Annotated in this window: 18 protein-coding genes and 1 tRNA gene; 11 read left to right on the top strand and 8 right to left on the bottom strand. The window is 69.9% G+C overall.

Translation table 11 applies throughout. The features are described 5' to 3' along the window. Positions 1-10: 10 nt before the first annotated feature. The 3 genes from ABNG04_RS15995 (at position 11) to ABNG04_RS15985 (ending at position 3,583) form a co-directional block, all read left to right on the top strand. A complete protein-coding gene (locus ABNG04_RS15995; protein WP_371163366.1) occupies positions 11-1,837 on the top strand; it encodes an ABC transporter permease in 1,827 nt (608 codons plus the stop codon). After that, the gene (locus ABNG04_RS15990) at positions 1,827-2,972 is read left to right on the top strand and encodes an ABC transporter ATP-binding protein (RefSeq protein ID WP_371163365.1); all 1,146 of its coding nucleotides are present in this window, start codon (positions 1,827-1,829) and stop codon (positions 2,970-2,972) included. The genes ABNG04_RS15995 and ABNG04_RS15990 overlap by 11 nt, the downstream gene beginning before the upstream one ends. A gap of 353 nt (positions 2,973-3,325) precedes the next feature. Continuing rightward, a complete protein-coding gene (locus ABNG04_RS15985) occupies positions 3,326-3,583 on the top strand; it encodes a DUF7561 family protein (protein WP_371163364.1) in 258 nt (85 codons plus the stop codon). Positions 3,584-3,621: 38 nt separating this feature from the next. Here ABNG04_RS15985 and ABNG04_RS15980 read toward each other — a convergent pair whose 3' ends face one another. After that, entirely contained in the window at positions 3,622-4,371 is a 750-nt protein-coding gene (locus tag ABNG04_RS15980) for a TrkA C-terminal domain-containing protein (protein ID WP_371163363.1), read from the bottom strand. 244 nt (positions 4,372-4,615) lie between these two features. On the opposite strand from ABNG04_RS15980, the gene ABNG04_RS15975 reads away from it, so the two are divergent. Genes ABNG04_RS15975 through ABNG04_RS15965 form a run of 3 tightly spaced genes read left to right on the top strand, consistent with a single transcriptional unit; the run spans position 4,616 to position 7,308 of the window. Further along, complete coding sequence (locus ABNG04_RS15975; RefSeq protein WP_371163362.1) at positions 4,616-4,969, top strand: hypothetical protein; 354 nt, start codon at positions 4,616-4,618, stop codon at positions 4,967-4,969. 31 nt (positions 4,970-5,000) lie between these two features. Further along, a complete protein-coding gene (locus ABNG04_RS15970; protein WP_371163361.1) occupies positions 5,001-5,708 on the top strand; it encodes a potassium channel family protein in 708 nt (235 codons plus the stop codon). Between the two features lie 46 nt (positions 5,709-5,754). Then, positions 5,755-7,308 carry a TrkH family potassium uptake protein gene (locus tag ABNG04_RS15965; protein WP_371163360.1) on the top strand — a complete coding sequence of 518 codons (1,554 nt, stop codon included), beginning with the start codon at positions 5,755-5,757 and terminating at the stop codon, positions 7,306-7,308. A gap of 96 nt (positions 7,309-7,404) precedes the next feature. Here the strand turns inward: ABNG04_RS15965 and ABNG04_RS15960 are convergent, their stop codons facing one another. Beyond that, positions 7,405-9,762, bottom strand: a complete 2,358-nt coding sequence (locus ABNG04_RS15960; RefSeq protein ID WP_371163359.1) for an amino acid permease — start codon at positions 9,760-9,762, stop codon at positions 7,405-7,407. A 197-nt stretch (positions 9,763-9,959) separates the two neighbouring features. Between ABNG04_RS15960 and ABNG04_RS15955 the strand changes: the two genes are divergently transcribed. Then, positions 9,960-11,069 carry a pyridoxal-phosphate-dependent aminotransferase family protein gene (locus ABNG04_RS15955; protein ID WP_371163358.1) on the top strand — a complete coding sequence of 370 codons (1,110 nt, stop codon included), beginning with the start codon at positions 9,960-9,962 and terminating at the stop codon, positions 11,067-11,069. Positions 11,070-11,108: 39 nt separating this feature from the next. Here ABNG04_RS15955 and ABNG04_RS15950 read toward each other — a convergent pair whose 3' ends face one another. From ABNG04_RS15950 to ABNG04_RS15940, 3 genes are all read right to left on the bottom strand, one after another. Continuing rightward, a complete protein-coding gene (locus tag ABNG04_RS15950) occupies positions 11,109-11,396 on the bottom strand; it encodes a hypothetical protein (protein ID WP_371163357.1) in 288 nt (95 codons plus the stop codon). A gap of 69 nt (positions 11,397-11,465) precedes the next feature. Continuing rightward, positions 11,466-11,765 (bottom strand): DUF424 domain-containing protein, encoded by a 300-nt coding sequence (locus tag ABNG04_RS15945; RefSeq protein WP_371163356.1) that lies wholly within the window; start codon positions 11,763-11,765, stop codon positions 11,466-11,468. Beyond that, on the bottom strand, positions 11,766-12,641 hold the full coding sequence (locus ABNG04_RS15940; RefSeq protein ID WP_371163355.1) for a tetratricopeptide repeat protein: 876 nt from the start codon (positions 12,639-12,641) through the stop codon (positions 11,766-11,768). Between the two features lie 159 nt (positions 12,642-12,800). Here ABNG04_RS15940 and ABNG04_RS15935 point away from each other — a divergent pair, with 159 nt between their 5' ends. Both ABNG04_RS15935 and ABNG04_RS15930 read left to right on the top strand, forming a co-directional pair. After that, on the top strand, positions 12,801-13,496 hold the full coding sequence (locus ABNG04_RS15935; protein WP_371163354.1) for an SdpI family protein: 696 nt from the start codon (positions 12,801-12,803) through the stop codon (positions 13,494-13,496). A gap of 108 nt (positions 13,497-13,604) precedes the next feature. Then, on the top strand, positions 13,605-14,267 hold the full coding sequence (locus ABNG04_RS15930; protein WP_371163353.1) for a DUF7119 family protein: 663 nt from the start codon (positions 13,605-13,607) through the stop codon (positions 14,265-14,267). A gap of 55 nt (positions 14,268-14,322) precedes the next feature. Here ABNG04_RS15930 and ABNG04_RS15925 read toward each other — a convergent pair whose 3' ends face one another. Next, on the bottom strand, positions 14,323-15,696 hold the full coding sequence (locus tag ABNG04_RS15925; protein ID WP_371163352.1) for a M20/M25/M40 family metallo-hydrolase: 1,374 nt from the start codon (positions 15,694-15,696) through the stop codon (positions 14,323-14,325). A 102-nt stretch (positions 15,697-15,798) separates the two neighbouring features. On the opposite strand from ABNG04_RS15925, the gene ABNG04_RS15920 reads away from it, so the two are divergent. Beyond that, positions 15,799-15,872, top strand: a tRNA-Lys gene (locus ABNG04_RS15920). 220 nt (positions 15,873-16,092) lie between these two features. On the opposite strand, the gene ABNG04_RS15915 is transcribed toward ABNG04_RS15920, so the two are convergent. Beyond that, positions 16,093-16,749, bottom strand: coding sequence for a lactate utilization protein (locus ABNG04_RS15915; RefSeq protein WP_371163351.1), 657 nt, complete (start codon positions 16,747-16,749; stop codon positions 16,093-16,095). 285 nt (positions 16,750-17,034) lie between these two features. Continuing rightward, entirely contained in the window at positions 17,035-18,687 is a 1,653-nt protein-coding gene (gene thsA, locus ABNG04_RS15910; RefSeq protein ID WP_371163450.1) for a thermosome subunit alpha, read from the bottom strand. A 487-nt stretch (positions 18,688-19,174) separates the two neighbouring features. Between thsA and ABNG04_RS15905 the strand changes: the two genes are divergently transcribed. Beyond that, entirely contained in the window at positions 19,175-19,645 is a 471-nt protein-coding gene (locus ABNG04_RS15905) for a hypothetical protein (protein WP_371163350.1), read from the top strand. The last annotated feature ends 6 nt before the right edge of the window (positions 19,646-19,651 follow it).

Here is a 19,651-nt window from a genome sequence, read left to right as displayed (position 1 = left end):
CGTCGAGCGCGTGACGGGAGGCGACAGCGAGCGGGCAACGGCCGGTGACCACGGGAGCCGCGCGGCTCACCTGCGGGAGCGCGTCGAGTCGAACGCGCTGACCGCGCTCGCGGTCCTCACCAGCGCCGCGCTCGTCGTCGCCTTCTACTACCCGACCGCGACCGTCCTGATCGAGGCGGTCGTCGTCGACGGCGTCGTCACCCTCGGCGTCTTCGCCGAGGTGCTCACCGACCCGTTCTACTTCGGTGAACTGGCGCGGCTGCTCTCCGGTGAGTCGCCGGTCACAGTCGCGCGGGCGCTGCTTTCGCCGGACCGCCGACTGGGGATCGTCGGCTTCACCGCGTACCAGGCGGTGCTCTCGACGATCGCGAGCGTCGCCCTGGGCCTCCCGGCCGCCTACCTGCTCGCGCGCTTCGAGTTCCCCGGCCGCCGGACGCTGCGCTCGCTCACCATCGTTCCGTTCGTCCTGCCGTCGATCATGGTCGCGGTCGGGTTCGTCGCCACGTTCGGCGACAACGGCACGCTGAACGCCGCGCTGACGGCGCTCGGCCTCCCGCCGGTCGACCTCCTCTTCACCCTCGAGGCCGTGGTGATCGCCCACGCGTTCTACAACGCGCCGCTCGTGGCGCGCGTGACGACCGCGGCGTGGGAGTCGGTGGACGCGAGCGCGGTCGAGACCGCGCGGAGCCTCGGCGCCGGGCCGGTCCGCGCGTTCGTCGACGTGGTCGCGCCGCAGGTGTACCCGGCCGTGCTGACGGGCGCGGCGCTCACCTTCGTGTTCACCTTCGGCACGTTCCCCATCGTCCTCGCGCTCGGCGGGTTCCAGCTGGCGACCGTCGAGGTGTTCGTCTACCGGCTCGTGCGCGACCTGAGCTACGCCGAGGCGGCCGCGCTGGCGATCGTCGAACTCGTCGTCTCGCTCGGCGTCCTCCTCGCGTACCTCCGGTACGAGGCCCGGAACAGGACGAGTACCCGCGGCGCGCGACCCCTGCCGCGGCGCTCGCTGGTCCCGCCCGCGCCGACGCTCCGGGAGCTGCTGCCGCGGGCGGGGCTGGCGGCCTATGTCCTCGTCGCCGGCGTGATCTTCCTCGCGCCGATCGCGTCGATGATCCTCGCGTCGGTGACCGGCGGCGACGGGGCGCTCACGCTCGACCACTACCGGTTCCTGATCGAGCGCCAGCAGACGGGGGCGGCGTTCCAGGTGCGGCCGTGGCCCGCGATCCGGAACTCGCTGGCGTTCGCGGCGGCCGCGACGCTGCTCGCGCTCCCGATGGGCGTCGTGGTCGCGGTGTTGACCACGCGCCGGTACCGCGGGCGGACGCTGGTCGACGCGGCCGCGATGGCCCCGCTCGCAGTGTCCGGGATCATCGTCGGGCTCGGCCTCCTGCGGGGGCTCGTCTTTGGGGTCGAGATCGCCGGGTGGCGGATCGCCGCGAGCGGCGCGGTCGCCATCGTCGTGGCGCACGCGGTGTCGGGGTACCCGTTCGTCGTGCGCACCGTCTCGCCCGGGCTCTCCGGGCTGGACCGCTCGCTCGTCGAGTCGGCGCGGGCGCTTGGCGCTTCGCGGGCGCGGGTGATCCGGGACGTGGAGCTCCCCTTGGTCTGGCCCGCGGTCGTCGCGGGCGCGGCGTTCGCGTTCGCCATCTCGATCGGCGAGTTCACCTCGACGGTGGTGCTGGCGACGGGCGCGGACGCGTACACGATGCCCGTCGCGATCGAACGGTTCATCGGGCGGCGGCTCGGACCGGCGACCGCCATGGGCGTCGTCCTGCTGGTCGTCACCGGGCTGAGCTTCGTCGTCATCGAGCGGCTCGGAGGTGAGACGCGTGGGCTCTGAGCACGGAGCGGGGGTCGCGAGCGACGCTCCGGTCGCGGTCGAGCTCGACGGCGTGAGCAAGCGCTACGGCGAGACGACCGCCGTCGACGACGTGAGCCTCCGGGTGCGCGAGGGGGAGTTCTTCACGCTCGTCGGTCCCTCGGGGTGCGGGAAGACCACCACGCTCCGGCTGATCGCCGGGTTCGAGGAGCCGACGAGCGGGGCGGTCCGGTTCGGCGGCGAGTCGGTCGCGGGCGTGCCCCCCGAGGACCGCGACGTGGGCGTCGTGTTTCAGAGCTACGCGCTGTTCCCGCACATGACCGTCGGCGAGAACGTCGCCTACGGGCTCAACTTCGCGGAGCCGCCCGAGGGGACGACGCGGGACGAGCGCGTCGCGGAGCTGCTCGACCTGGTCGACCTCCCGGACGCCGCCGACCGCGACCCGGAGAGCCTCTCGGGCGGGCAACAGCAGCGGATCGCGATGGCGCGGGCGCTCGCCCCCGGTCCCGACGTGCTCCTCTTGGACGAGCCGATGAGCGCGCTCGACGCGCGGCTCCGCGAGCGACTCCGCGCGCAGGTGAAGCGGATCCAGTCCGAACTGGGGATCACCACGATATACGTCACCCACGACCAGGAGGAGGCGCTGGCCGTCTCCGACCGCGTTGCGGTGATGAACGACGGGACGCCCGAGCAGGTCGCGCCGCCGCGGACGGTGTACCGCGAGCCCGCGACGCGGTTCGTCGCGGCGTTCGTCGGCGACAACAACGTGTTCGCGGGCCGCGTCGCGGAGTCGCTCGGCGAGGCCGAACTCGCGGTGGACGTCGACGGCGGCGACGAGACCCTCCGCGTCGCGACGGACGGCGAGCGAGAGGCTGGCGAGCGGGAAGCCGGTGGTCGGATCGCGTTCTGCGTCCGCCCGGAACACCTGCGCGTCGCGAGCGCGGACGGCGGCACGAGCGTCGAGGACGCTCCCGTCGGGGAGAACGCGCTGCGCGCGACGGTCGCCAGCGCGGAGTTCCTCGGCGAGACGACGCGCGTCACGCTCGACTGGGGCGACCGCGAACTGCTCGTCCGGACGGTTGACCCCCTCGACGGTACGGTCGCGGTCGGGTTCGACCCGAGCGACGCGCACGTCATCGACGCGGAGCGGCACTAATTCCACCCGGTGGCGCGTGCCTGCGAGCGGCCGCCCCCGGCGGCCGCGACGCAGCGCGCGCGAGGGACGCCGCGAACGCCCGTAGGGCGTGAGCGGCGAGGCTGGGGAGGTATGAGGCTACAGTTGCTGTGCGGGGCGGGACTCGAAGGGGCAGCCGCGTGGGCGGCGTAGGCGACGTAAGTACCGCAAGGAGGGAGCGGTAGCGACCGACTGAGGAACGCAGCGAGCGTACGCCGCCCACGCGGCTGGGGCTTCGGGGGAGTTCACCGCGGCGTGATCAGTCAGCCAACCAACGACGAAATACACGCATCGAGGCGACACGCCTTACCCCGCGGGACTCGTGAGCGTCACGTATGGCCTCCGAGGCGTGCGACGTCTGCGAGCGGTCCGTGCGGATCGCCGGCGGGATCGGCGACCTGTGGAACTTCGCGTTCGAGTCGACGCAGGGACTCACGCTCGAACTCACCGACGGCTCGGAGTTCTTCCTCTGTTTCGACTGTATGGAGCGACTCCCCGACGATCACGAGCCGACCGCGGAGGACGTCGCCGACCTCCGGGAGCGCACGGACCCGGCCGAGGACGACGGCAACCACTTCTGGCACTGGGGATAGTACCGACCCGAGCCACTGACTGCGGGGTGGCCCCGCGGTCACTCCCGCTGCGAGCCGAACGCCTCCAGCGCCCCCGTCTCGAAGGGACCGGGCGAGAGCAGCGAGACGACGTCGCCGGCTTGGAACGTCGTGTCGCCCTTCGGCGTGAGCACCTCGCCGTCTCGCTCGACGCCGACGACGTGTGACTCGCCCGAGATCAGCTCCTCCGCGACCGCCTCCTCGATGGTCTTGCCCGCGATCTCGGCCCCCTCCGAGACGGTGAACTCGGCGACCTCGGCGTCGCCCGCGAGGCTCATGAAGTCGGTGAGCGACGGCCCCTTCGGGACGGTCTCGGGACCGAACGGGTCGTACGGCCTGTGGTACTCGCCTTGCATCACGCTCTCGTCTTCGATCCGCAGTCCGAGGTCGGAGAGCTCGCCCGCGATGTGGTTGATGTCGTCGGTGTCGCCGCCGACCGCGGTGACGAGGAGGTTCGCCGACCCCGACATCAGCTCTTGGACGCCGACGACCCCGGAGACGTCCAACGCCGACTGCGCGAGCGGCGTTCGCTCCGGGATCGGCGCCGTACACCTGAACAGGTAGGTGATGTAGCCGCCGATGGCTTTGTAATCGACGTCGGCGGGGTAGCCGCGGAGGATGCCCCGCTCTTCGAGCTGGTCGATCCGGTTTCGGATCGTCGCCGGCGTCACCCCCATCTCTTCGGCGACGTCGGACGTGGCCGTGTTGCGCGCGTCCACGGCGAAGTGGTAGAGGATGCGCTTGTCGATCTCGTCGATGCGATGTCCCATGGTCGAACGACGACCAGCGCGTACAAATGATTTCTCGTACCCGCGTCGCGAGTCGAGAGAGGTTCGTTCGGGAGAACCGAGACGGGAGACAGAATGTCTTAGAAAAACCGAAAGCCAATATTTATGTCTCAGCGAAAATTCGTAGCGTCATAGATTCCGGAGCGAAAACCACCGCTGTCGTGGGCACCGCTCGAACGCCGGACCCACCTGCCCGGGATCGACACGGCCGCAACACGCACGAACCATGACACAATCCCACACAGATCCGCCGGAGAGCGTCTCTGACGACGTGACCGCCGCGCTCGAAGGGTACGACGACACGCAACTCAGGGCGGTTATTCACTACGCGCAGCGGCTCCTTCGAGAGCACCCGCCGCTGACGGACGCGATCGAGTCGCGGCCGGGGGAGGAGCTCGTCCGCACGGAGGACCACGGCGCGTACACGCTCGCGGTCGTGGAACGACCGGACGAGACGGGACGTGCGCGCGGCCCCTTCGCCTACAGAGTCGCCTGGGATCCCGCGCGGGAGGAGGGTGACGGGCAGTATCGGTGGCACTACCTCGGACGCCTCCACGGCGAGGCCGAGGAGAGCGCATAGGACGACGGCCAGCGGGAACACACCAACAACCATGTACATCATCATCGTCGGAGCCGGCGACATCGGAACGCCGCTCATCGGAATCGCAACGGGCGCTGGATACGAGGTCGTCGTCATCGAAAGCGATCCGGAGAAGGCGGACCAGATCGCGAGCGAGTACGACTGTATGGTACTCAACGCCGACGCGACGGTCAAGGAGACTCTCGTCGACGCCGGCAGCGACCGCGCGGACGCGATCATCACGACGACGGACCAGGACGCGACCAACGTGATGGTCTCGCTGCTCGCGCAGGAGCTCGGGATCCCCGACGTCGTCTCCGTCGTCCACAGCCCCGAACACATGAACCTGTTCCGCCAGATCGGTGTGAACACCATGCAGAACCCGCAGCGGCTCATCGCCGAGTCGCTGTTCCGCTCGGTCGATCGGCCGTCGATCGTCGACTACATGCGGGTCGGCGACGTCGCCGAGGTGTTCGAGATCACGGTCGCCGAGGAGGCACCGATCGCCGGGAAGACCCTCGTCGAGGCCGACGAGGAGGGGCTCGTCGGCGACGAGACGCTCATCGTCGCGATCGAGCGGGAGGACGCGGACGCGCCGATCACGCCCCGCGGACAGACCCGGATCGAGACGGGCGACCTGCTGACCGTCTACTCCGGAACCGGTGCGACGCCGGACGTGACGGACATCTTCGGTCACTACGAAGACCAAGAGAACGGGTCGAACGGGGTGAGCCTGTGACCGGTCGACCGTCGCCGCGGGGGAGTCCCTCCGGCGCGAGGGAGTCATGAGGGTGAAAAACGACACCGTCGGTCGCGACGTCGGACGCATCGTCCAGGCGGTCTCGCTGATGATGCTGATCTCGCTCGTCGTGGCCGCGGTCAACGGCGAGTTCTACACGGTACCGGCGTTCGTGGCCTCCGCGGTCGTCATGGCGGGGATCGGCACCGCGCTGGTCCGCCGATACCGCGGTGCCGACCCGCCGGAGAAGCGCGAGGCGATGGTCACCGCGGCCACGGCGTGGGCGCTCGTCGGGATCTTGGGCGGGCTTCCGTTCGTCCTCATCGCGTGGACGATCCACGTCGACCCGTTCCCCGCGTGGGCGAACACGCCGCCGGTCGACCCGACCACCGCGACCTTCCGTCACCCCCTCAACGCGGTGTTCGAGAGCATGAGCGGCTTCACCGGCACCGGACTCACGATGGCGACCGTCGAGGAGGAGCTGCCGCGGGCGATCCACTGGTGGCGGTCGTTCATCGAGTGGGTCGGCGGCGTCGGGGTGATCGTCTTGACGGTCGCGATTCTTCGCCGGTCCGGCGGGAGCAGCGGCTCGTACACGCTCTACGAGAGCGAGGCGCGGTCCGAGAAGATCCATCCGAGCATCGTGACGACCGTCCGCGAGATCTGGAAGATCTTCCTGGGTCTCACGCTCGGCTCGATCGTCCTATTCCTCCTCGCCGGGATGCCTCTGTGGGACGCGATCAACCACGGGATGACTGGGATCGCGACGGGGGGGTTCTCCGTCCACGCGGACTCGATCGGCCACTACGGGAGTCCGCTGATCGAGTACGCCACGGTCCCGATCATGGTCGCGGGGAGTATCGCGTTCCCGATCCACTACCTGATCTTCAAGGGGGAGCTGCGGAACTTCTACGCCGACCTCCAGACGCGGTGGGTGTTCATCTGGTTCACCGTGGGATCGCTCGTCTTGACCGCGATCCTCTACGCGAACGGGCAGTACGCGACGCTCGAAGAGACGTTTCGGGTCGGCCTGTTCCAGTTCGTCTCCGCGACGTCGAACACCGGGTTCGGCAGCGCGTCGATCGGCGGCGGTACCGAGCGGGTCTGGACCGCGGGCCCGACGCTGTTCGCGTGTCTCGGAATGCTCACCGGTGCGGCGGCCGGATCGACGGTGAGCGGGATCAAGCTCATACGCGTCGTCACGCTGGTCAAGGGGACGATCTGGCAGATCCAGGACGTCTTTCGGCCGCAGGCGGCGATCCGGTACCTGAAGATCGGCGACCGACGGCTCAGCGAGGCGCAGGCGCAACGCGAGTACACGGAGGCGACGGTCGTGTTCCTGCTGTGGATCACGTTCCTCGTGATCGGCGTCGCGGTCCTCCTTCGGGTCCTTCCCCCGGCGTACCCGCTGGAGTACGTGATCTTCGACGTGATGAGCGCACAGAGCAACGTCGGCCTCGACTCGGGGGTCACCGGAGCGACCATGCCCGGGACGGCGAAGGCGATGCTGATAGTCAACATGTGGGTCGGGCGACTCGAGATAATCCCGGTGGCGGTGTTGATTGGGTCGATCGTCCGCCGGCTCGATCGGTCGGCCTAAGAGGGCCAGGAGCGCCCGCGGAGGACGACCGCGCAGTCGGGCGACGACCGCGCCGCGGGCGGTTCCGGAAGGTGGGTCGGTCGCGGACCGCCCCGGTCAGTCGTCGCCCTTCGAGTCGTCGACCTCCGGTGTCGAGGGATCCGACGTGACGCCGGTGTCCGCGGACACGCCGTCGAGGTCCGGATAGTCCGCCTGCCGCGCGCCGCCGCCGAACAGGCGGTCGAAGACGCCGCGCTCGCTGCGGTTCTCCGCGAGCAGCACGGAGCACTCCACCTCGTTGAGCACGTCCAGGACGAGCGAGCCACTGACCAGCCGTGAGAGCAGCCCCTTCTGGGTCGCGCCGATGATGAGCATCGTCGCGTCGCGGGCGGCGCGCTCGATGCTCGTCTCGACGTCGCCCGTCTCGATCCGCAGCGTCGCGTCGGCGAGGTCGTGGGCGTCGGCCCACTCGGAGAGGAACGCGCGGCCCTCCGCCTCCTCGCCCTGCTCCGCGACGTGGAGCAGCGTGACCTCGCCGTCGAACTCCGTCTGGAGCATCTTCGCGACCGCGCCGGAGAGGTCCGAGGCCGGACCGCCGGCGGTCGGAACGAGGATGCGCGAGGCGTCGAAGCCGCGGTCGCGGAACACGAGGAAGTCCGAGGGGAGCGAGTACGCCAGCTCGTCGACGGCGGACTCGGCGCGTCCCGGCGCGCCGTGGGAGTCCTCGCCCCAGCCCATCACGGTCATGTCCGCGCCGTAGGTGCGCGCGGCGTCGAACACCTCCTCGAACACGCGGTGCGATAAGACGACGTGAGTCTCCACGTCGACGCCGAACGTCTCGGCGTCCTCGCGGGCCTGATCGAGGAGCCCGTGCGCCGCCTCGTGCGCGCCGCGGTCGCGCGCCGCCTCCAGCGACGTCTGGTCGGGGACGTTCGCGATGTTGACCGCGACGACCGTCCCGTCGCGCTGCTTGGCGATGGCGGACGCGAGCGTGATCAGGTGCTCCTCGGTCGCGGGGTTCGCGAGCGGCACCATTACGCGGTAGTCGCCGCCGCTCGGCTGGACGGACGTCGCCGCCGAGACGGCCTGTTCGGGCAGGTCCTCGGAGCGGTCGAGGATCCACCGACCGAGGAGCCCGGTGCGCTCGACCTTCCGGCGGGCGTAGAGGAAGTACCACAGCACCGCGGCGACAATGAAGGCCCCGGCGAGTCCGACCTCGACGGCGCCGACGAACGGGAGCAGGCCGAGCGAGAAGACGATCCCCGCGATCGGCGTGAGCGGGTAGAACGGGACCTCGAAGTCGGGGTCGTACTCGGCGATGTCCGCCTCGCGGAAGACGATGAGCGCCACGTTCATCAGCGCGTACACGACCAGGTGAAGCACGCTCGCGGCCTTCGAGAGGATCTCGACGTCCTGCCCGAGCGCCGCGATGAAGACGATGATCATGATCCCCGTGACGAGGATCGACCGGTACGGCGTCGCGAACTGCGGGTGGATCTGGTTGAGCCAGTTCGTGACGATCTTGTCGCGCCCCATCGCGAAGTTGATCCGCGCCGACGCGAGGATCGACGCGTTCGCGCTCGACGCGGTCGCGAGGAGCGCGCCGCCGGTGACGATCGTCACCGCGATCGCGGTGACCGCGGGGGTGTACGCGCCCGAGAACGCCACTTCGGTGGCCTGCGTCAGCGGCGCGTCAGTGCTCAGCTCCGGCCAGGAGACGACGCCGAGCATGATGCTGACGAGGATGGCGTAGATCACGGTGACGATGGCGACGCTCCCAATGACCGCCCGCGGGAGGTTCTTGCCGGGGTTCTTCAGCTCCTCGGCGACGGTGGCGATCTTCGCGTACCCGAGGAAAGAGACGAACACGAGCGCCGTGCCGGGCAGGATCGCGTTGTACCCCATGGGCGCGAGGCCGCCGGTGCCGGCGAGCGTCGCGTAGTCGAAGGAGAGCCAGCCCTGGATCGCGAACAGGCCGAGGATGACGAGGAGTCCGGTGACGATGACCGTCTGGACGCCGCCGGTCTCCTTCGCGCCGACGTAGTTGACGAGGACGAAGAGGCTGCCAGCGATCAGCGCGCCGATCTGGATGTCGGTGAGGAACAGGACGCCCGGTATCGGGGCGAGCGTCGCCAGGTACTGTCCGAACCCGATGCTGTAGAACGCGGAGGCGAACGCCAGTCCCATCCAGTCGCCCATCCCGGCTATCGACCCGAACAGCGGTCCGAGCGCGCGGTTGACGTAGTAGTACCCCCCGCCGGCGCGGGGCATGGCGGTGCCCAGCTCAGAGACCGAGAAGGCGTTCACCATCGCGATGATCCCGCCGACGACGAAGGAGACGACGACGATGGGGCCCGCCTCGCGGGCCGCGAGTCCGGGGAGCACGAAGATCCCCGCGCCGATCATCGTGCCGATGCCGATCGTCATCGCCGAGACGAGCCCGAGGTCCTTCGCGAGCTCCTCGTCGCCGCTCACGGCGGCCCACCTCTGGCTGTTGTAACTCCTCGTGCGTGTATCATACGCCTGTTCTCTCCCCCGCTCGTATAAAGCCGTTTGATCCCAGCGGCAGCGGCGTTCCCGGGGCGACGAGGGCGACCGCGCGTCGCGCCTTTTGAACGGAACACAAGGACCATACCCTCACGCGTCCCGGTACGATCCAACAGGTGGATCCCGTGACGAAGAAACGCGAATACCGCGACGACTACGACGAGAAGACGCTGTACATCCCCGGCCCGACGGAGGTCCGCGACGACGTGATCGAGGCGATGGCCGAGCCGATGTTCGGCCACCGGATGGACCGGATGACCGACCTCTACACCACCATCGTCGAGGACACGAAGGAGTTCCTCGGCACCGACCACGAGGTCGTGATCCTCACCGGGTCCGGCACGGAGTTCTGGGAGGCGACGACGCTCAACCTCGTCGACGAGCACGTCCTCGTCCCGACCTGCGGCGCGTTCAGCGAGCGCTACGCCAACGTCGCCGAGCGGCTCGGCAAGGACGTCGACCGGCTGGAGTACGATTGGGGCGAAGCGGTCAAGCCAGCGGACATCCGCGAGGCGATCGAGGCCGCCGACGCGAAGTACGACATGGTCGCGGGCGTCCTGAACGAGTCGTCGACCGGCGTGCGGAACCCGGTTGAAGCGATCGGCGACGTGGTCGCGGAGTACCCGGACACGTACTTCGCGGTCGACGCCGTCTCGTCGCTCGGCGGCGACTACGTCGACATCGACGAGCACGGCATCGACGTCATCTTCGCGTCCAGCCAGAAGGCGTTCGCGATGCCGCCCGGGCTCGCGATCTGCGTCGTCAGCGACGACGCCTACGACCGCGAGGTCGAGAAGGGCGACTCCTCGTGGTACGGCGGCTTCCGTCGCACCATCGACTACTACGACCGGAAGGGCCAGACCCACTCGACGCCCGCGATCCCGATCATGCTGGCGTACCGGAAGCAGATGAAACGCATGCTGGCGGAGGGCCACCGGGCCCGCGACGAGCGCCACCGGGAGATGATGGAGTACGTCCACGACTGGGCGGGCGAGCACTTCGCGATGTTCCCCGAGGAAGGCTACGAGTCGCAGACGGTCGCCTGCATCGAGAACACGCGGGGGATCGACGTGGCCGCGACCATTGAGGAGGTGAGCGAGGAGTACGACATGGCCTTCTCGAACGGGTACGGCGACATCGCCGAGGAGACGTTCCGGATCGGTCACATGGGCGAGCACACGGTCGAGAGCGTGAAGGAACTCACCGACGCCATCGAGGACGTCGCCGGACTCTGACTGGGGCCGCGCAGCTCCGGGTCAGCCTTTCTAGAGGTCTCAGTCCCCGTCGCGGTCGGCGACGAGTTCGATCCGGTAGACTCGGCCGCCGCCGTCGGTGCGCTCGGCGTCCACGACCACGAAGGCGCGGTCGTCCACGTCGACGATGTCGCCGGTGTCGAGCGGCTCGGTCGGTTCGCCGTCCCCGTCGCGTTCGCTGTCAGCGAGGGCGTCCGCGCCGACCCCGAGCGCGGCCTCTCCACGGTCGATCGCGCGCCGCCAGAAGGCGTCGGACGGCGGTCGCGGCCCCACCCGCGACGCCAGTTCGCTCCGCGTGAGTCGTCTCATCGGATTCGCCTCGTCGCCCGCGCACTTAGCCGGTTCGGATCCCGGCGAGACGCGGGGGGCGTCGAACCGCTACAGCCAGAGGAGCTGCGCGTGGCGCGTCTCGTCGAACTCCAGGACCGCCTCCTCGTCGACGAGTCCCGCCTCGACCGCGACGCCGACCGCCTCGGTGCCGACGATGTTCGCGACCTGCGCGCGCTGGAGCCCCGCGACCACCTCTTCGGCGGTCGCCTCGACGGCGTCGTCGCCGCCGTAGAACTCCTCGCTCACCGTGATCGTCGCGCGGCCGTTGTTGTACGTCTCGCCGAGGCAGTCCGCGTCGCAGACGGAGACGAGCCGTCCCTCGGCGGTCTCGCGCTCGCGGAGGAGCATTCAGAAGCCCTCGGGCCCCTCGCCCTGAAGCTCGCGCTCCGGACCGTCCGCCTCGCCGCCCCGCCCGCCGCGACCGCCCGCACCGGGGTCGCCGCCCTGGCGGCGCTGGCCGCCGGGGCCGGGCGCCTGCCCCGTCTGTTCTTCGACCATCTGCTCTTCGGCCTCGCGCCGGAGCTCCTCGGCGCGGTCGGCGACCTCATCGGCCTGCTCGTGGTCGCCGGCCTCTTCGAGGGCCCGCGCCTTCTCCTCCAAGACGCCCGCGTCGCGGTAGCCGAGGCGAATCGCGTTGTCGAAGCACTTGACCGCGTCCTCGGCGAGCCCGCGCTCGACCAGCAGGAACCCGCGGTTGTACCACGCTTCGGCGAACCGCGGGTCGGTCTCGACGGCGCGCTCGGCGTGTTCGAGCGCCTGCTCCCCCCGCCCGGACTCCCAGAGCGAGTACGCGAGGTTCGTCTCGGCGGTCGCGGCGTGCTCGGACTCCTCGTCGATGCGGAGCGCCTCCTGATACGCGCCGATCGCCTGGTCGAACTCCTCCAGTTGAGCGTGGGCGGCACCCTTGTTCACCCACGCCTCCTGGGCCTCCAGCGAGTCCTCCTCGGCGAAGTTGGCGGCGCGCTCGAACGTCTCCGTCGCCTCCTCAAAGCGGTTGATCCCCATGTACGAGAGGCCGACATCGATCAGCTGCTCGACGTCGACGTCCTCGCTGCCGATGTTCCGGCGGTCCAGCTCGTCGGTCAGCACGCGGGAGTCGACGGGGTCGACGCGGCTCGGGTCCTCGCCCAGCTCGGGCGGGTCGAGCGTGAACGCGTCGTAGTCGGCGTCGACGCCCTGCCCCGAGGAGAACTCGTGGCCGTCGTCGTCGCGTTCGTCAGTCATATGGCCCGAGTTGGCGGTCACGACCGGTAAGGGTTGCGTCGCGCCGGGCGCATCGGGGACGGTTCGCACGAAGGATTCGGCGTCGACCGGGCGCCTCAGCCGCCGAGCGCAGGGATCGCGGACGTAATTTTATTGCGTCGAGCCACGAACGTCGGCCCGATGACTGGTCCCCGACTCTCCACGCGGCTCCGGTTCGGCGTCGCGACGCTCATCATCGCCGCCGCCGGGGCCGCCAGCCTCGCGGTCGCACCGGACCTCCCGGAACAGATGGTGACGCGGTGGAACACCGCCGGCGAGCCGACCGGGACGCTCTCACGCACGGCCGGGATGTGGCTCGTGCCGGGGCTCGCGGCCGGCCTCGTCGGCCTGTTCGCGCTGCTCCCGCGGATCGACCCCCTCGGCGAGAACGTCGCCGGGTTCCGGGTCCACTACGACCGGTTCGTCGTCGTGGTCACCGCGTTCCTCGCCGCGCTCCACCTCGCCGTCCTCGCCGTCAACCTCGGCTACGCGGTCGACGTGACGACGATCGCGGTGGCCGGCGCGGCCGCGCTGTTCTACTACCTCGGAACGCTGCTTCCGCACGTCGAGCCCAACTGGTTCGTCGGGATCCGGACGCCGTGGACCCTCAGCGACGAGACCGTCTGGGACCGCACCCACGCGCTCGGCGGCCGGCTGTTCAAGCTCTCCGCGCTGCTCGCTGTCGCCGGCCTCTTCGCCGGCGAGTACGCGATCTACTTCCTCGTCGGCCCGGCGGTCGCGACCGCCGCGATCACCGCGGCGTACTCGTACGTCCTGTACGCGAGGCGGCCGGGCGAGGGAGACGACGGCGACGGGACGGCCCCGACCGCGAAGTGAGGGGCCCGCCGAGACGGGGTCGCCGAGCGCTCCGGCCGCCCGTCAGTCGCTCGGGCGAATTCCGCCCCGGTGCCCGGCGTTTATATCCGCGGCCCCGAAGGTGTGTGTATGACCGAGGAGTCACGCGCGGACCGGCGGTCGCCCGTCGGCGAGCCGGTGGTCCGGTCGGACCCGGCGGTGACGGGCGACCGGGCCGCGGACGCGGTGGGGTTCGACCCGAACGACCCCGACAGCGTCGCCGAGGCCGCGGAGACGGTGGGCCGCTTCGCCGGCGGCGGCGTCGGGGACGACGACAACGTCCTGATGCTGCGCGGGGCCGCCGCCTGCGCGGCGCTCGTCCGCGGCGTCGGCTCGTACAAGGAGGCGGCCGAGCGGGCCGGCGACCGCGTCTCCGTCGCGTTCATCCGCAAGTGGGCGCGGGTCCACGACCTCCCGCAGGCGATCCGCCGCCAAGTCGCGAACGGGCGGATCGCGCCGAGCGCCGCGAAGCACGTCGCGCGGCTCGGCGGGCGGGACCGCTACCTGCTCGCGTGGGCGACGATAGACGGCGACCTCACGGTCCGCGAGGTGCGCGCGATCGCGTCCGCGGTCAACGACGGGGCCGGCATCGAGGCCGCCGTCCGCGACGCGGGCGTCGAACTCGGCCGCCTCCAGGTGAGCCTCCCGCCCGAGACGTACGTCGAACTGCGCCGCCGCGCCTCGATGGAGACCGTCGAGCCGAGCGCCATCGTCGCCGACGCGGTCGACGAGTACCTCGCGGACGACCGGTGACCGCGTCCGACGACGGACCCGCGTTCGCCGCGGTGCGGAGATGCTCTCCGGACGGCTACGCCGCGTAGTCGCGCGCGAACCGCTCCGCGGCGGCGGCGATGGCGGCCCGCGCGCGCTCGACCTGTTCCCACGCGATCGTCTCGTCCGGGTAGTGCGCCTCGTCGATGGTGCCCGGTCCGAACAGCACCGCCGGGATCCCGGCCGCGACGAAGTGCCGCGAGTCGGCGCCGTACGTCGCGCCCCGCGGCTCGGCGTCCGGAAGGCCGGTCGCGGCGCGGCCGGCGCGGACCGCCTCGACGACCGGCTCGTCGGCGGCGACCTCGGCCGGTTCGAACTGGACGGAGAACCGCTCGAACCGCGGCGGATGGTCGCGCAGCCAGGGGTCGGCGGCGGCGACCTCGCCCAGCCGCTCACGGAACGCCGCCTCCACCTCAGCGACGGTCTCGCCCGGCGCGACGCCGATCCGGAACTCCGCCTGGAGCGTCGCCGGGACGGTCGACGCCCACGAGCCCGCCTCGACCCGCCCGCAGACGACCGGCCACGGCACCGCGAACGACTCGTACAGCGGGTGCGAGACCGACTCGCCGCGTTCCGACTCCAGGTCGGCGAACGCCTCGCGCACCGCCTCGAACCGCGGGAGCACGTCCTCGCCGCGCCAGCGCGTGGCCGCGTGGGCGCTCCGCCCGTCGATCTCCAAGCGCGCCATGAGCGAGCCCTCGCAGGCGACGACCGGGCGCAGCTCGGTCGGCTCCGCGACGATGGCCGCGTCGCGCTCGAAGGGATACGGGTTCGCGAACGCGGCGGTCGCCGCGCCGTAGCCGCCGTCCTCCTCGCCGGCGACGGCCTCGACGACGATCCGGAGCCCGGACGGCGGCAGGTCGACGGAGCCGTCGGCGACCCCCTCACGCAGGTCCACGGCGGCGGCGACGCAGGCCGCCAGCCCCGATTTCATGTCGGCCGCGCCCCGGGCGGTGAGCGTCTCGCCGCCCTCACCGCCCCCGTCCGCGGGCCGGTCCGCGTCGTCGCGCCAGACGGGCTCAAAGGGGTCGCTCGACCACTCGGTCGGCTCGGCGGGGACGACGTCGAGGTGCCCGTTCAACACGAGCGTCGGTGCCGGATCGCCGGCGGCAGAGCCGGGGGCGGATTCGGGGCCCGCGTCGCCGCCGCCGCTCGCATCCTCGCCGTCGTTCGCGCCGCCCAGTTCGAGGACGCCGGCGACGCTGCGCCGCCCCTCGACGGCCGCCGCGTCGAGGTCGTCCGGGAAGGACGGGTGGTCGGCGAGGACCGTCGGGTCGGCGTCCCAGGCGTACGTCTCGAAACCTAGATCGGCGAGTCGCTCCGCGACGAACGCGGCCGCGGCCGCCTCCTCGCCGGCGGTCGAGCGATGCCGGCAGAGGTCGGCGGCAAACGCCCGCATGTCGAACTCCATGTTCGCCGCGACGGCGAGGGCCGGGAAACCGTTTCGGGTGGCGGCGGCGCCTCTCGCGGTTCTAAACGTTTATCCGTCGGCTACCCTTACAGCGATTCGTCTGGGCCGGTAGCTCAGTTAGGGAGAGCGTCCGGCTTTTAACCGGACGGTCGGGGGTTCGAATCCCTCCCGGCCCGTATCCTCGCGGCGAGCAACTCCGCGAGCCGCAAGGCCGTCGACGAGGGAAGGGTTCGGAGCCACCGTGCGTGACGCTACCGCGGAATCGACGCGGCGGTCCTCGGAGAATCGGGGACGGGTACGGTCTCGCGGTCTCGGCGTCGCACGGCGGGGGCTGGCGGTCGTCGAAAGGGGGAAAATCGTGTGCCGTGTCAGCGTGCGTCGCGCAGCTGCGGGAGATTAGTAGCCGAGCTGCTCGCGCACGAGGACGACCGTCGTCCGGCCCTCCTCGGTCTCGCGCCGGTAGACGAGCTGCTTCGCGATCGCGGACTCGGCGCCGTACGCCTCCTGCGCGCGCTCGTTCTCCAGCGGGTACGCGACCGACTCCAGCCGGTCGAAGGCGTCCGAAAGCGTCGGAACGACCTTGTTGGCCCCCGTGACGATGACGACGTTGCCCGCGGCGAACGGGTACGCGCCGATCCGGCTGCCGGAGAGGTCGGCGGCGACCAGCTCGCCGGTCTGCGCGACCGCGTTGATGCCGCCAAGGAAGTAGTCCGCCGTCTGCGACTCGCGGCGCGCGGTCTGTCGCTCCGCGTCGTCGTCGATGCCCCAGATCTGGTCCGGTAGGCTCTCCCACTCGTGGTCGCCCTCACTCAGGAACTCGTCGAACCCGATCTCTTCGAGCGTCGTCGAGTGCCCGTTCATCACCGAGACCCCGTCGGGGATCTGGGATTTGACGGTCTCCAGCGCCTTGTCGGCGTCGTCGACGACGATCACGTCGAAGCCGCGCTCCTCGAGATTCGCGACCGTCTCCTCGACGGTCTCGTCGTCGGGGAGCCGGTCCAGTTCGTCGTCGATCTCAGTGTCGTCTGCGTAGTCGGCTTTCTGCTGTGGCATGGTGAACGTAAGAACCTCGTCGTAGATCGGACGGGCGGAAGCCACTTAACCGCTCGCTGACACCGCAGTCCGGTGGTTACGCGGATGTTACCGTCGTGTCGCGCGGACCGAATGTGCGGGTCGTTAGCGCGGATCGCGACGGAGCGAAGCGAGGCGGTCGCGCCGCTGGCGCGTCGGCGTCGATAAAAATCGCGAGTCGTCGTGGCCCGAAGGGGCACGCGACGGTCAGTCGTGAGACGGTTCCGGGGTCGGGAAGCGTGGGGGTGTGAAGGCGTTAACCGAACTTCACATCGCGCCGCCCATGCCGCCCATGCCGCCCATGCCGCCGCCCATGCCGCCGGGCGCGCCGCCGGGGCCGCCCTCGTCACCGCCGTCGTCGGTGCCGCCGCCCTTGAGGTCGCCGGCCGCGATGACGTCGTCGATGCGGAGGATCATGACGGCCGCCTCGGTGGCGGACTCGATGGCCTGGGTCTTGACGCGGAGCGGCTCCACGACGCCCTCGGCCTCCATATCGATCACGTCGCCCGTGTAGGCGTCGAGACCGGCGCCGAACTCGCCGCCGTCGTGGCGGGAGCGGAGGTCGACCAGCGAGTCGATGGGGTCGAGACCCGCGTTCTCGGCGAGGGTGCGCGGGACGACTTCCAGCGCGTCGGCGAACGCCTCGACGGCGAGCTGCTCGCGGCCGCCGACGGAGTCGGCGAAGTCGCGGAGCTGTAGCGCGAGCTCGGCCTCGGGCGCGCCGCCGCCGGGCAGGACCTGCCCGTCGAGCAGCGTCGTGCGGACGACGCCGAGCGAGTCGTCGATGGCGCGCTCGACCTCGTCGACGACGTGCTCGGTGCCGCCGCGGAGGATGAGCGTGACGGACTTCGCCTCGTCGACGTCCTCGACGAAGATGCGCTCGTCGCCGCCGATGTCCTTCTGGGCGACGGAGCCGGCGAAGCCGAGGTCGTCCGACTCGATGTCGTCGAGGTTGGAGACGACGCGGCCGCCGGTCGCGCGGGCGAGCCGATTCAGGTCACCGGACTTCGCGCGGCGGACGGCGAGGATGCCCTCCTGCGCGAGGTAGTGCTGGGCCATGTCGTCGATGCCGTCGCCGACGAAGACGACGTCGGCGCCGATGTCGACGAGGTGGTCGACCATCTCGCGGAGCTGCTCCTCCTCCTGGTCGAGGAACTGCTGGAGCTGGTCGGGGTCGGTGACGTTGACCTCGGCGTCGATCTCCGTCTCCTTCACTTCGATGGCGCCGTCGAACAGCGCGACGTCGGCGTCCTCGACCGCGAAGGGCATGTTCTCGTCGACGCGCTCCTTGTCGACGATGACGCCCTCGACGAGCTCGGACTCGTCGATGGAGCTGCCGACGACCTTCTCGACGGAGACGTTCTCCGTGTCGATGCCGTCGTCGTCCTGGACCGCGAGGACGGCGTCGACGACGAGCTCGGCGAGGAGATCCTTGGAGTTCTCCGCGCCCTTGCCCGTCATCGCCGTCTCGGCGATCTCGACGAGCGTGTCGTAGTCGTCCGCGGAGACATCGATGGCCTCCTCGTCGAGGATCTCTTTGGCCTTCTCGGCGGCCTGACGGTACCCCTGTGCGAGGGTCGTCGCGTGGATGTCCTGATCGAGGAGCTCCTCGGCCTGATCGAGGAGCTCACCGGCGACCACGACCGCGGAGGTGGTGCCGTCGCCGACCTCCTCCTCCTGCGTCTCGGAGACCTCGACGATCATGTTGGCCGCCGGGTGGTCGATGTCCATCTCCTTCAGGATGGTGACGCCGTCGTTCGTGACGACGACGGACCCGCCCGAGTCGACGAGCATCTTGTCCATCCCTTTCGGGCCGAGCGTGGTGCGGACGGACTCCGCGACCGCCTTGCCGGCCGTGATGTTCATGTTCTGCGCGTCCTTTCCGGATGTTCGCTGCGATTCCTCGGAAAGTACGATCATGGGCTGATTGCCCATCCGCTGGCGCTGTGACATTACAACCATTGATTGTTTGTGATTCTATATAAACCCTTTGCTCAGGCCGTGCGAAATCGCAACACGGTGGGGGAGTATCGGCCGGTATGCGGTGCGTTCACACGACCATTTATATAGTACACCAAATTGAGCGTGAGAACGGAGCGGTCTCGGAGACGAGCCGCCGTGGCGCACGCCATCGAGTACCCGGAGAGTGAGAGAGGGAGGGCGCCGCGAGGCGGGGCGGGTGACACAAGGGCCGCAGGAAGCGAGCGCGCGCTCGTCTCCTGACCGCAGGTCTGGCGGTGACCACCGGATCGGCGGAACCGGATGTTCAACGACGTCGATGTCTCCTGAGACGGTCGAGACAGCATGTCTGATACAGAGCGCGTCTGTTGCGGGTCCGCCGCTGAGTTCAAACGCGATGAGTACTGGTTAGATAAGATATAATAATTGCCAGTCCCAGTCATGCTATATGGTATCAGGGGACAATAAAAGAGACCCCAGCGATGAGCGGCGAGATTCCGTAACGACGTTCGTCGAGGACTTGGCCGATATCAATCAGCCGGTCAACGAGCGGTATCCAGAAGGGAGGCCCCTCTACGATATCGAGATCACGCCGTTCTGGTTTACGAAGGGGATGCCGCTGGCGACCGACGGCGACGACGAGCGGTACTCCGAAGGCATTGTCCCAGCCACGAAGAAGCAAGAGGACTACTTCGAGGCGGTGGCAAAAGGGAAGTACACGGGTGGAGACGCATTTGAGCGCGACGGCGAGCGGTTGTTCATTGGGGTGCCGGGCGCGAACTCGGTGCCGCTGGCCGGAATGGATTCGCACCTGGGACGGCTACCGCCGGCGCCCGACCCGAGGGGAAAGACGTGTGCCGCGGAGATGCTCGACGCGTACGCCATGGAGCAGCTGCGAGACGTTCCGTTCACTGCCTAGCCCAAC

The organism is Halorubrum miltondacostae, from assembly GCF_041379815.1.
Lineage (GTDB): Archaea > Halobacteriota > Halobacteria > Halobacteriales > Haloferacaceae > Halorubrum > Halorubrum miltondacostae.
The sequence above is the reverse complement of the archived record's forward strand: the minus strand, read 5'-3'. Positions and strand labels throughout refer to the sequence as shown.

Coding starts and splice junctions, on each gene's coding strand:
- ABNG04_RS15985 (WP_371163364.1), top strand. CDS start 3,326: ATGGCCTCCGAGGCGTGCGACGTCTGCGAGCGGTCCGTGCGGATCGCC.
- ABNG04_RS15980 (WP_371163363.1), bottom strand. CDS start 4,371: ATGGGACATCGCATCGACGAGATCGACAAGCGCATCCTCTACCACTTC.
- ABNG04_RS15975 (WP_371163362.1), top strand. CDS start 4,616: ATGACACAATCCCACACAGATCCGCCGGAGAGCGTCTCTGACGACGTG.
- ABNG04_RS15970 (WP_371163361.1), top strand. CDS start 5,001: ATGTACATCATCATCGTCGGAGCCGGCGACATCGGAACGCCGCTCATC.
- ABNG04_RS15965 (WP_371163360.1), top strand. CDS start 5,755: ATGAGGGTGAAAAACGACACCGTCGGTCGCGACGTCGGACGCATCGTC.
- ABNG04_RS15950 (WP_371163357.1), bottom strand. CDS start 11,396: ATGAGACGACTCACGCGGAGCGAACTGGCGTCGCGGGTGGGGCCGCGA.
- ABNG04_RS15945 (WP_371163356.1), bottom strand. CDS start 11,765: ATGCTCCTCCGCGAGCGCGAGACCGCCGAGGGACGGCTCGTCTCCGTC.
- ABNG04_RS15940 (WP_371163355.1), bottom strand. CDS start 12,641: ATGACTGACGAACGCGACGACGACGGCCACGAGTTCTCCTCGGGGCAG.
- ABNG04_RS15935 (WP_371163354.1), top strand. CDS start 12,801: ATGACTGGTCCCCGACTCTCCACGCGGCTCCGGTTCGGCGTCGCGACG.
- ABNG04_RS15930 (WP_371163353.1), top strand. CDS start 13,605: ATGACCGAGGAGTCACGCGCGGACCGGCGGTCGCCCGTCGGCGAGCCG.
- ABNG04_RS15925 (WP_371163352.1), bottom strand. CDS start 15,696: ATGGAGTTCGACATGCGGGCGTTTGCCGCCGACCTCTGCCGGCATCGC.
- ABNG04_RS15915 (WP_371163351.1), bottom strand. CDS start 16,749: ATGCCACAGCAGAAAGCCGACTACGCAGACGACACTGAGATCGACGAC.
- thsA (WP_371163450.1), bottom strand. CDS start 18,687: ATGATCGTACTTTCCGAGGAATCGCAGCGAACATCCGGAAAGGACGCG.
- ABNG04_RS15905 (WP_371163350.1), top strand. CDS start 19,175: ATGGTATCAGGGGACAATAAAAGAGACCCCAGCGATGAGCGGCGAGAT.